Source organism: Butyricimonas sp. Marseille-P2440 (genome assembly GCF_900091675.1).
In the GTDB taxonomy this organism is placed as follows: domain Bacteria; phylum Bacteroidota; class Bacteroidia; order Bacteroidales; family Marinifilaceae; genus Butyricimonas; species Butyricimonas synergistica.
In genome coordinates this window covers 78146-90334 of sequence record NZ_LT594608.1, presented here as the reverse complement: position 1 = coordinate 90334, position 12189 = coordinate 78146, and the positions used below count along the sequence as shown (strand labels likewise).

8 protein-coding genes are annotated in these 12189 nt (G+C 44.1%); 7 read left to right on the top strand and 1 reads right to left on the bottom strand.

Annotation, left to right across the window (positions count from 1 at the left end):
• Positions 1 to 5: 5 nt before the first annotated feature.
• The 7 genes from BN8899_RS03910 (at position 6) to BN8899_RS03880 (ending at position 9660) form a co-directional block, all read left to right on the top strand.
• Positions 6 to 1601, top strand: a complete 1596-nt coding sequence (locus BN8899_RS03910; protein WP_187376763.1) for a RagB/SusD family nutrient uptake outer membrane protein — start codon at positions 6 to 8, stop codon at positions 1599 to 1601.
• 14 nt (positions 1602 to 1615) lie between these two features.
• Positions 1616 to 2581, top strand: coding sequence for a hypothetical protein (locus BN8899_RS03905; protein ID WP_065218393.1), 966 nt, complete (start codon positions 1616 to 1618; stop codon positions 2579 to 2581).
• Positions 2578 to 3666, top strand: coding sequence for a TlpA disulfide reductase family protein (locus BN8899_RS03900; protein WP_065218392.1), 1089 nt, complete (start codon positions 2578 to 2580; stop codon positions 3664 to 3666). Before BN8899_RS03905 ends, BN8899_RS03900 begins: the two co-directional genes overlap by 4 nt.
• 6 nt (positions 3667 to 3672) lie before the next feature.
• A complete protein-coding gene (locus BN8899_RS03895) occupies positions 3673 to 4761 on the top strand; it encodes a thioredoxin domain-containing protein (protein ID WP_065218391.1) in 1089 nt (362 codons plus the stop codon).
• A gap of 18 nt (positions 4762 to 4779) precedes the next feature.
• Complete coding sequence (locus BN8899_RS03890) at positions 4780 to 5835, top strand: TlpA disulfide reductase family protein (RefSeq protein WP_065218390.1); 1056 nt, start codon at positions 4780 to 4782, stop codon at positions 5833 to 5835.
• 5 nt (positions 5836 to 5840) lie between these two features.
• A complete protein-coding gene (locus BN8899_RS03885; protein ID WP_187376761.1) occupies positions 5841 to 6926 on the top strand; it encodes a peroxiredoxin family protein in 1086 nt (361 codons plus the stop codon).
• 67 nt (positions 6927 to 6993) lie between these two features.
• Entirely contained in the window at positions 6994 to 9660 is a 2667-nt protein-coding gene (locus BN8899_RS03880; RefSeq protein ID WP_065218388.1) for a zinc-dependent metalloprotease, read from the top strand.
• Positions 9661 to 9915: 255 nt separating this feature from the next.
• Here the strand turns inward: BN8899_RS03880 and BN8899_RS03875 are convergent, their stop codons facing one another.
• The gene (locus BN8899_RS03875; RefSeq protein WP_065218387.1) at positions 9916 to 12087 is read right to left on the bottom strand and encodes a S46 family peptidase; all 2172 of its coding nucleotides are present in this window, start codon (positions 12085 to 12087) and stop codon (positions 9916 to 9918) included.
• Positions 12088 to 12189: the final 102 nt, after the last annotated feature.

Here is a 12189-nt window from a genome sequence, read left to right as displayed (position 1 = left end):
TGATTATGAAGAAGATTTTATATTTAGTTGTATTTCTGGTATTCGGATGGTCTTGTAGCGACTTTCTGGAGGAGGATGCACAGAATTTGACCTATGTGAATTCGATCGATGATTTGGACCAGGTGTTGATAGGAGAAGGGTATGTGGTAGCATCTTATCAAGAGAGAGTTAAATGGAATAGCTCGGTACCTGCTTGGATACATCTTTTGGATGATGATGTGGAATTTGCAGGAGCGGGAGCGCTGTCGGATTATTCCTCATGTTCTGCAATTTATGCTTGGCAAAGGGATCCTTGGAAAGGTGGTTTAACAGATGATGACCTCGGTGCTAGGGATAATCAGGCATGGAGTGAATTGTATAGGCATATCAATGCATTGAATATCATACTGTATGAGGCGGAAGGGTTCAAGAATGAGCCTGATTATAATCGGATTAAAGGCGAGGCATATTTTTTGCGTGCCACGTATTACTGGTGGTTAGTCAATATCTATTCGAAGGCTTATGACATGAAGACGGCAGAGAAAGACCCGGGAGTACCTTTGAAGTTGAGTCCCTTTGTGGAGGATTACGAGGAAGAGGGCGGATTTTCCAGAGCCAGAGTGGCAGAGGTGTACGAGCAGATTGTTGCCGATTTGAAAGATGCCGTTCGATTGCTTGCTGGATACGAGAGAAAATCTGTTTATCGCGCATCGAAAGAGGCAGCCCGTTTGTTTTTAAGCCGGGTTTATTTGCATATGGAGAATTACGAGGGTGTGATTAACGAGTGTGATTCGTTATTGCAAAATAATTCTTATCATTTGGATGATTATACTTTACTTGATGATAATTCGCAAAGTCTTATAACGAGTTATTCGCCGGAGGTCATATTTTCTCAAGGCGGTTATCGGTTGCGTAATTTTTTCGGTAGTGGGACTACGAGAGGAGAAGAAATAGATTGGAGCATGGCTACCATGTTTTATATGCCATATGTGCCATATTATGGTGTTTCCGATAATTTGCAAGAAGCATTTAATAACTCTACCTTGGTTCCGGACCAGTCACAAGAAAGTGATACTCGTTATCAGTTTGGTTTTTATAGTGTTATGGATATAATGAATGGATCAAATACATTACCTGCCAAGTTAAAAAAATGGAGTGATGGTGGAGTCTCCGATTGCTTCACGTTACGTTTGGCAGAAGCCTATCTGAATAAAGCAGAAGCGTTAGCAGCCGTGGGACGTGAGGAGGAGGCAAACCAATTGTGGCAGGAATTACGTCAGTATAGAATATGGGAACAGGAACCGGTTGTGCTGCAAGGAGAGAACTTGATGACAGCTATTCGTGCGGAGCGTAGGTTGGAATTTAATTTTGAAGGATTCCGCTGGTTGGATTTACGTCGATATGCCGTGAATAGCAAATATCCGCAAAAGAAAGAAATTACTCATATTTGGTCTTGGCGAGAAAATGAAGAATTGGGAACAACCGGAGGACAAGAAACTTATGAATTAGCTCCTTATGGAGAAGATCCGGCTTGGGTGTTCCCTATTCCGGCTGACGAACATCGTTTGAATAGTCGATTGGAATTCAATGAAGAACGTAATGAAAGAGAAGCGGTAAAATAGATTAATATTAGGTTATGAAGATAGTATATTCTTTGTTATTAGGTGTTGCATTATGCTTTGCGGCGTGCAATGATGATGATAAGAATTTATCTCCCACGGGAGAAACGAATTGGTTTGCCTTGGAAGATTCGGATGATGAATTGGGGCATTTGGCTTATGAGATTTATAAAGAAACGGGTGTTACTATTTTTTATAACGATACAATTGCCAAAGTTCTGCGTGGGGTGAATCCCGAGGGAGAACCGGTGTATCGTTACGAGGTGTTGGGGGTTAATTATAACGTGACCGGTCTTTATGAATACTCGTATCCGCTACTTACGGATCGGGAACGGATAAAGAAGGGAATGGAGTTTTTACGTGATGAAGTGATACCGGGATTGTTGAATGGTTTTTTTCCTCGTAGTTTTTTGTTAGTGGATTCTTTGATAAATAGGGCTAATACTACTAATGTGGACATTTTGGGACTTTATTTGCGGGATGTATTTAAAGCTAGAAGAACAACTTGTGTCGCTTTGTACGAGAAAGAGGCGGCAATAGATGAGGAAAGCTTGAGAGCAACGGTATTGGCGGAAGAGTATGCGACTTATCTTCAGAAGGTAGAGTCAGATGAAATAAAAGTTTTTTATTCTTTTTCCACAGGGAAAGTAAATAAGGTGATGGGGCAACCGTTGTATGGTGAGAGATTGCTGTATAGTAATAGAAGTACTACTGCTTGGAGTGAGGATTGGCGGGAATTCGGTTTTTTATCGTATGATAGAGAAAAGAATTATACCCTGGATAGGAATGGTAAGGTATCGGGATACAATTGTCCTACAAAAATGCGGGATATTGCCGATTACGTGAAAGAAGTGTTGTTGGGAGATGATGCAGCGTTTGAAGAGAAGAATGGGAAATTTAAACGGTGCATGGAGAAATACAAAGTGATGAAATCGATTGTAGCGGAATTGCAAAAAACACTTGGAAAACGTTCGAATCAATGATGAGATTTGGAATAATTTTTTGGTTTATATTTTGGGCGGGATGTACTACTCCGGAGACTTGCCGGATAGATTTGACGGGTGAGATTGAAGGATGTAAATACGGAACGGCACTTCTAGTAAGTGCCGATTCCGCCCGGAATATTCTTTTTTCTTCCGAGATAGATGGCGGTAAGATTTCGTTGGAAGGAGATTTGCCAGAACCGGGAGAGTATATATTGAAAATAAATCACTTGGAATATCCTTTGCTATTGGAGGCAGGGAGGACGAAGGTCGCTCTTGACATCGCGAGCGATAGGGTGAAGCTGACGGAGGGGAAGGTGATGGAGATGGAACAGTTGTTCAAGAAATGGATGGATGAGAGATACAAGCCGGAACAGGAGCGTATCGGACGGGAGTATTGGGAGGCGCAGAAACATCCGGAAGATAAAGTTAATTTGGATAAAAAGACATTCGAGTATTTCGACCTGGAAAAATTGAAGTACAATGTAGTCCGAGATTTTATAAAGGAGTATCCCGATCGTGTTTTCTCGGTGTACCAGGCATTGGAAATGTTGGATAGGGATTACGAGCGAGGGATGGAAATGTACGCATTGCTCTCGCCGAGAATGCAGCAGTCCGTGTTAGGGAAACGATTGTATGCCGAAACTCAAGTATTTGCCGCTTCTGCCTTGGGGAATGAAATTCCCCCGATCGAGGTGGAAACGGAAGAGGGGGAAGTTGAAGTGATAGAACATTTCCCGGGGATATGGGTACTTGACTTTTGGGCATCTTGGTGCGGACCTTGCCGGAAGGAAATGGTTTACCTGAAAGAGATGTACCCGGAGGTGCATAAATTCGGAGTGAATATGATTAGCATTTCCATGGATGATAAGGTAGCGGCTTGGAAGAAGGGGAACGCGGAGGAACAGATTCCTTGGAAAAGCGTGCGGAATAAATACGGCTTTAAGAGTGGTGTGGGGATTTGCGGGCACTTGCAATTTAATAGTATACCTTATATCGTTTTGGTAAAAGACGGTCGTATCGTTGCCCGCAATTTGAGAAGGGGGCATTTGAAAGAGAAAATCATGGAGTTGTTACAAGAATAGTACGAGATGAGAGTATATTTTATTGGTTGTATATTATTGGTTGCTTGTTGGTTGATGCCACACTCGCTTCTTGCGCAAGAAGAGGAGCGGTATGCCGAAATGGTAAAGAGTTATCAACAAGCGAGTGATGCGCATGATATTGCCGGTTTGGAAAATGCTTTGAGAGTTGCGCATATTCGAACAGAGGAATTAATGGATGCTCTTCCCAAAGATGCTGCCCGTGTCATGAGAATTAGAGAAATAAAGGAGGTTTTCGCGAATGTGATTCATTTCATGGGAAAAGTGAAAAACGCAAAACGGGATAGTTTGCAAGGGGTGTTGGAGCGTTTGTGCCCGGGATTTGATTTGGATAGCCCGGATATGGAGTTGCTGCCGCAAGAGATGCTGGTGGAGTTGATCGAGGATTATTTCAAGGTGTATAATGTGGAGCGAATGAACGTGAACAAGTATTCGTACGTGTTATTTAACGTGAAAAGCGAGAAAGTGCGTAATGCTTACATATTGCCTTTTGTGCGGATTGCTTTCGAGCAAAGGGGATACGGGAAGGGATTGGCTGAGGTTTGCGAGGATGTGCGCTGGTGTTCCAAGACTCCGGAAACCGTGAAAGAGGTGGAAGCGTTGGTGGAGCAATACCGTCCACTTCAGGCGGGGGCTGCTGCTCCTGAATTCGTGTTGGAAAACCGAAAAGGGGAGAGCGTGAAACTCTCGGATTTCAAGGGTAAGCATGTATTTATAGGTGTCTTCCCGGCTGAAATGAATGAGAATGAGGCAATGAGCCAGTTCGTGGCTTTGCCCGATGAATATAATAATACCGATCGGTTCGTGTATCTCTGTGTTTGTTTTGGGAAAGCGGATGCGCGGGGTGACTGGAGAAAACAGGTGGGTGATAAGACGGGAAAAGTAGACTTTCTTTTCTGTGACGTGGAGAGGTGTTCTTTCGTGCGGGATTATTGTATATCCCGAGTGCCTCGTTACGTGTTTGTCAACAAGGATGGTTCCTTGAGAGATGCTTGGTATATAGCCCCGGGGATGCCTGAGTTTTCTTATCAATTTGGGGATAAGGCTCCTTCGAATCTGTTTGATATGTTAAAGTAAAATAGAATTTGTTTGATTATGAGATTAGTGATAATAGCTATATGGTTGTATTGCGTGTGGGGATGCTCTGAAGCCGGGGGATATCGTTTTACTATGAAAGGGCGTGTGCCGGGTATGAAGTATGGTACGGTGTTTATTCGCACGAATGATACCGAATCACGTGTTTTGGCTTCCGCGGATTTAGATAATTATGAATTCACTTTGAAGGGAGAGTTGGAGGAACCGGGATGTTATGTATTGCAGGTGAATGATAAGAGAATGACGGTGCTGTTGGACGGTCAAGAGTTGGTTGCAGAATTTCTTGAAGGAGCTTTTTTGAAGAATCTGAAAGGATCCCCCGCCCAAGACTGCTTCAAGAGATATGAAATGGAGATTGGAGAGAAGGTAAGTGAGATGTCGGAAAAGAATGTTGGAGAGGAAGAGGTATTTTCGTTTACAGCTCAAGATAAGATTCAGCAATTGAGGTTTAAAGTAACTTGTAGTTTTATCGAGGAGAATCCGGATAATATCGCTTCTGCCCGTATCGCATTGGAGGAGATGAAGAATGATTACGATAAGGGGATAAAGATGTACAACTTGTTGTCGGAGAGAGTGAAACAATTGGAGATAGGTAAGGTGCTGAAACGAAAATTGGATCAGGTGGAAGGTGCGGCTAACGGGAGAAAGTTTCCCGAAATAGAGGTGTATTCGATAGAAGGAGATTCCTTGACGTTGAAGGATTGGAGCGGGAGCGTGTGGGTGATTGATTTTTGGGCGTCTTGGTGCGGGCCTTGTCGGGAGGAGATGCAATATTTGAAGACGTTGTATAAGGAATTGGAAGGGAAAGGCGTGAAGTTCGTGAGTGTGTCGTTGGATAATTCGCCGAAGGCTTGGGCGCGTGCCAGCGCAGCAGAGAAGTTGGAGTGGTTAAGCGTTCGTAACCGTTATGGGTTTAGTCAGGAGCAAGGAATATGTAGAGCATTGGATATTAAAAGAATTCCTTTTATCGTGGTATTGGATAAAGATGGAACTGTTGCGGGGAAATCTTTGCGTCGGGAAGTTTTGCGGAATAAATTGTTGGAGATGTTAAAATAATGAGTATGAGAAGTGTAGTATGCTGTATCGTAGCGTGTTTTGTGTTGCTACAAGGGGAGTTATATGCCCAAACGTCTTACCCGGAAATAAAGAAGATTTACGAGAACGTGGATGGTTCGCTTTCGATAGACGGCTATACGCAGGCATTGCAAGCGATGGACGCCCGGGCGAACCAACTTGTGAGTGAGATTGACGACGCTCAAGAGAGAGGGCGTGCCACGTTGTTGTGGCATACGTATCAGCGGGAAAATATTTTTCGATTTTGGCAGGCTATAGGCAGGCGACCGGCAGATTTGAAAAAATTGCGTTCCTGTCAATTGAGTACGGATCCGGATGTACCCGAATTGGAGTTGTTGTCACCGGAGGAATTGAAAGAGGTGTTGGATTGGTATTTCCGGGTGAATAAGAGCGCTACAAGTTATGTGCGAATGAAGGAGTGTTTATATGGCATCAAGAGTGAAAAAGTGCGTCAGATTTACGCGTTCGGATTGTTGGAGCGGGAGTTGCAAGTGAATGGGATGAGTAAAGACCTGGAGTCAGTATTTGAAGTTTTCAGATGTTGTATGAAAAATCGGGAAATCGTGGAGCGGGTGAATGAATGGGAAAAGATGTACGCTCCTGTCCAAGAGAATGCGCATGCGCTTGAAATTGAGCTGCCGGACGATAAAGGAAATATATTTCGTTTGACGGACTTTCAGGAGAAATATGTGTTTATTTGCGTGTGGGCGTTGGATAGCGTGAATGGTGCTGATGAGTTGGATACGTTTGCCGAAGCGAGAAAAGTGAATGAAAAATGGGGTGAAGCCGGTATCGTGTTCGTGAATATTGCCGTGGGAACAAGTGAAAATATGAACAAATGGAGAAAAATATTGACGGAGAAAAAGCAAACGGAATGGATGATAAATTTGTTTTGTGACAAGGCGAAAAGTGCTTTCGTGAAAGATTACGTGATAGACTCTCTTCCGCGTTATATTTTCGTGGATATGGATAATGTGTTGCGCTCCGGGTGGTTTATTTCTCCCGCTAATCCCTCGTTGTTCAAACAAGTGTTCACGAAAAATCTCTTCAACTATAAACGAGTTGGAATATAGTATGTTGTTTTAATGATAAATGTTTGTTTTTTGTATTATCACAATGTTTAATTTTAAATTTTAAAAAATGAAAAATTGTTTTGTATTAATGTTATTGCTATCCTTGCTTATTCCTTCCGTGGGAGATAGTTATGCAGGGGAGTTGTTCAAGAAAAAGAAGAAGAAAAAAGAAACGACAGAGGAGGTGAAACTGCCTGTTGCCAAGAAAAAAAATAAATACCAAACTTTGATGAAAAGCCCGGGAATCGTTACCGCGAAAGGTGATTTTTTGACGATTCACAAAGTGGGACAGAAGATTTATTTGGAATATCCTTTGAAATATGTGGATCGAGAGATATTGGTGGGTGGAACTGTGTCTGCCTGTTCGGAGCCTTTGTTGCTTAACGTGGGGTATAAATACAATGCACCTGTTCTTTATCGTGTAGTTAAGAAAGATTCTTCGATTGTTTTCAATAAACCCAATTTAGCGGCTACAGCGGGAGAAGATAAACCTTGGGTAAAGAAAGCGATGGAAAAGAGTTACATAGATATACCGGCAAACACGTTCTCGATTCATTCGTATAATGCGGATAGTTCTGCTGTGGTGATTGACGTGACTTCCTTTATAAAGGATAATAAGAGCTTGGCTCCGAAAATTCGTGCTAGAGGTATTACTTCTTCTCCGATTTCAAGTAAGTTTTCTTTTGAAGGGGTAAAAGCATTTGAAGATAATGCTTCGGTGGAAGTTGCTCAACCTGTGGAGGCTGGTATCCAGACGTTGTTTGCCAATGTAAGTTTGGGACATGTGTCAACACGTTCCGTAATTACTTTCCTGTTGTTGCCGGAAGCCAAAATGCGTCCTCGTGTACAAGATTCCCGTGTCGGAGTTTTTATCACGGTGAATTCGGCAAGTGATATGATGCAGTTCCCTATCCGGAAATTGTCTCAGGAAAAAGACGGATTTGATACTTACATTTTAGCGAACCGTTGGCGTTTGGAGCCCAAAGATGTGGAAGCTTGGAAGCGCGGAGAGCTTGTTGAGCCTGTAAAACCGATCGTGTGGTATGTGGATGATGCTTTCCCGGATGAGTGGAGAGGTCCGATCAAAGAGGGGGTTTTGATCTGGAATAAGGCTTTTGAGAAAATCGGTTTCAAGAACGTGATGGTTGCAAAAGATTTCCCGAAAGACGATCCTAATTTTGATCCGGACAACTTGAAATACACATGTATCCGTTACTGCCCGAATGCAGAGGCAAATGCCATGGGACCGTCGTGGGTAGACCCGACAACCGGAGAGATTATCAATGCTTCCGTGATTGTATATAACAATATTGTTGAGTTGATTAATAACTGGCGTTTTGTTCAAACCGCACAGCTTGATCCTCGCGTTCGTGCAGCTAAGATGCCGAAAGATGTTCGTGATGAGTCTATCGTTTATGTTATTTCTCACGAGATTGGACATACCTTGGGATTGATGCACAATATGTCTGCTTCTGCTTCTATTCCTGTGGATTCGTTGCGTTCCGCTTCTTTCACTCAAAAATACGGGACAACGACTTCTATCATGGACTACGCTCGTTTCAATTATGTGGCACAGCCGGAAGATAAAGGGGTGAAATTAACTCCTCCCGAACTTGGTGTTTATGATTATTACTTGATTAAGTGGTTGTATGCTCCTGTTCCGGAAGCTAAGGATATGTGGGAAGAAGCCGAGATGGCACAAAAATGGATTGACGAGAAAGCCGGAGAGCCTTACTATCGTTACGGACGTCAGCAATTGACGCTTCGTATTGACCCGAGTGCATTGGAAGAAGATTTGGGAGATGATCCGTTGAAAGCAAGTACTTACGGGATCAAGAATTTGAAATATATCTTGAGCCATTTGAACGAGTGGATTGAAGATGATGTGGATTACACTCACAGAATGCAACTTTACAGCTCTATTCAGTCGCAGTATATGCGTTATTTGTTGAATGTGCTGTATCAGGTTGGTGGTGTGTATTTGACTCAAGTGAAAGGTGGTACGGCTGGTGAAGCAGTGGTATCTGTGTCACGTGCAAAACAAAAAGAAGCGTTGGCATGGGTGATTAAAGAATTGAGAAATAGCGACTGGATTGATCTTCCCGAATTGATTAATCAAACGGGATTGGCTGTATATCCGTCTGCAAAGATTGTTGCCGCAATCAGTAAAGCAATTGTTGCTAAGAGCGGACACGTAATTTTGTCTTCTCATGTGTCAAAAGAGAAAAATCCTTATACTATCGGAGACTTCTATGACGATTTGTATGCCGGAGTTTTTGCTTCTACGATTCAGGGAAGAAAATTAACTGCAGCAGATAGAATAATGCAGGAAAATATTTTCAAGAATTCGGTTGCTGTTGCTGCTAAGTACTTGAAAAATAGTAAAGGTATTCAGGGTTTGAATCCTTCTTTGGCAGAAATCGAGGCTTACGAGTTGTGTCCTAAAGGGATGATGGAGATGTTGCGTGATCGTTTCTCGAATATTGAAGAAGAATTCGATATGAACATTTTGGCAAATGAAGGGTTGCCCGTGGGATTTGGGCAAGGTGTTTCGCCTTTCCAAGAAGAGGTGAAAATCAACGCTATTGATAATAGTTTCGGGTATAATCAGGCTATGTTGAAACGGATTGTTACTTTGTTGAAAGGTAAGTTAGCATCGGCTAACCGTGACGATAGGGCGCATTACGAAGGTTTGATATCCATGTTGGAAGACATGAAGAAAGGTAAAGAGTAATTTCACGTTTTATTTTATAAGGTAAGGAGGTTGTTCCGAAAGGGGCGACCTCCTTTTTTGATGATCGGTTTGGGCGTGTCGGGGAAAAAGAAAGCGACCTCGTCGCGAGGTCGCTATGTCAAGGAATCAAACTAAGATCACTTTTTTTGGTGCGTGCTTCAGTGACCGATTGATTAAAAACATTAAATAATCGTAGTGTGCTTTTCGTATCAAGATTACTCACTCCTTGACAAATACAAATATAGTAATTTTTTATTATTCAACAATGGAAATTTCTTGCAGTATATTTGATGCTCCGGCATAATTGTCTAAAATCCAGAGAACAAAGCGAATGTCCACGCAAATACTTTTATTGTATTCGGGGTGGAAGTACAGGTCGCCAGCCATGGATTCCCAGTTTCCGTCGTAGGCGAGCCCGATGATTTCTCCTTTGGCATTCAACACGGGACTGCCGGAATTGCCTCCCGTGATGTCCAGGTTGCAGGCGAAACTCGTGTATAGTTTCCCGTCTTTATCGGCATAACGTCCCCAGTCGCCTGTTTGGAGGGCTGCCAGGACTTTGGGTGTCAGGTCGAATTCCGGGTCGTCTTTCACGTATTTTTCTTTATAGCCGTCGACCGATGCCCGGTAGGAGTACGTGACCCCGTCCTTGGGCGAGTAGCCGCCGATGTTGCCGTACGTGATTCGCATGGTCGAGTTGGCATCCGGGGGAAGAGTTTTATCCCGGTTCATTTCGAGCAGGGCTCTCGTGTACAGTGTGCGTAAGTAAGCATTCTTTTTCTCGTTGTCCCGGATGCCGTCCCGTAGGTTTTGATTGGTTTCCCGTGTGATGCGGGAAAGTGAATATACCGGGTCGTTTGCCAATAGTTCAAGAGTGAAATTTTCCAATGCCGCGTACAGGCGCTCCTGGTTTGCCAGAAAAGAGCGGGCGTACAGGGAATCGGCTAAACGGGCGTAGTCGCCGTTGTATTCTTTTACCAGGTTGGCGACTTCCGCGGGTAGATGTTCCGGTTTCACTTTTTTCACGTAAATCGGGAAGATGGCGGCGAATACTTTTTTGTCTGTCGCTTCGTCATAGTCCTTGAAGTATTTCTCGCAATATTCCCGGAAACCGTCACATTGCGTACTTTTGGGGTCTAACGTGGTGATTTTTTCCCGGATCATGGAAGATTCCAGCCCCCGGACACGCATGGCAAGGCGCATGATGTCGGCACCGTTGACCACGGCTTCCTTGTAATAGACGTCCGACGTGATGTAAGGTGATATGTTGTCGTAAGTGGCTTTCAATTCTTCCAGTAGGTTGCCATAGCGGGCTTGACGGTCGGGATCGGCTTTTAGCCAGCGAGCAAGACGTTGTTCCTCTTCCGCTTTCCGGGCGGCTACCCGGTAGCGTTTCACGTACTCGGTTTCCCCGATGGTGAATTTCCACGGGTTGCTGATGGAGAATGCCTTGTAGGCGTACTTGATGTTGATTTCCGGATCGGCGTTCATCGCCTCGTTGAGGATGTCGAGCTTTTTGGTTCTGACTTCGATCATGGCGGGATTGGAACGTTCGATTTTTTCGCTGACCCCCCACGAGGGAGTGTAGCGGGAAGTGGTGTACGGGTAACCCAAGATCATGGCGTAATCGCCTTCTTTTACCCCTTTTGTCGATATCGGCAGCACGTACCGGGGGGTGATCGGGGTGTTTGACGGGGAGTATTCTGCCGGATTGCCGTCTTGATCCCCGTATACGCGATACATGGTGAAGTCCCCTTTGTGTTGTGGCCATGTCCAGTTGTCCGTGTCTTTCCCGAATGCCCCGAAGCACGTGGGGGGAGCGAACACCAAACGTACATCTTTGAAAATACGATAAAAATAGAGGTAATATTTATCCCCTTTCATGATAGCGTTGCAGGAAACTTCGTAGCCTTCTTTGGCATAACGTTTCTCGAGCATAAAGTTTACTTTCCGCATGGAATAAATGGGAAATTCTCTTTCCGGCGCGTGTTTCTTCAGTTCTTCCCGGTATTCGTCGGTAACGTCGATTACCCGGTCGAGAAACAGTACCACTTTGCCGGGTAGGGGAATTTCTTCAGCTTGGGTCTTTGCCCAGAAGCCGTTGCGCAGGTAATCATGTTCAAGGGTACTTAATTTTTGAATATCGTTGTAAGCGCAGTGGTGATTGGTGATCATCAGTCCTTGCCGGGAGATCATGCTTCCCGTGCAGGTGCCGTAGTCGATGGCGACAATGGCGTCTTTTATCGAGGGTTGTTCCTCGTTGTATATCTGCGAGGCTTTTAGTTTCAGCCCGTGGGATTTCATTGCCTTGTAGTTGGTCTGTGCCATGAGTTGCACGAGCCACATCCCCTCATCCGCGGAAGCGATTGACGGGAAGGCAAGACATAGGATGAGTATCAGACTTTTAATCTGGCGTATTGGTGACATGGTGATAGATTTAATGATTTAGTGATTCGGTGATTTAGCGAGGGTGTGCCACAAGTCCCGTTTGTCATCCTGAACGTAGTGAAGGATCTCTTGCAAGTCACT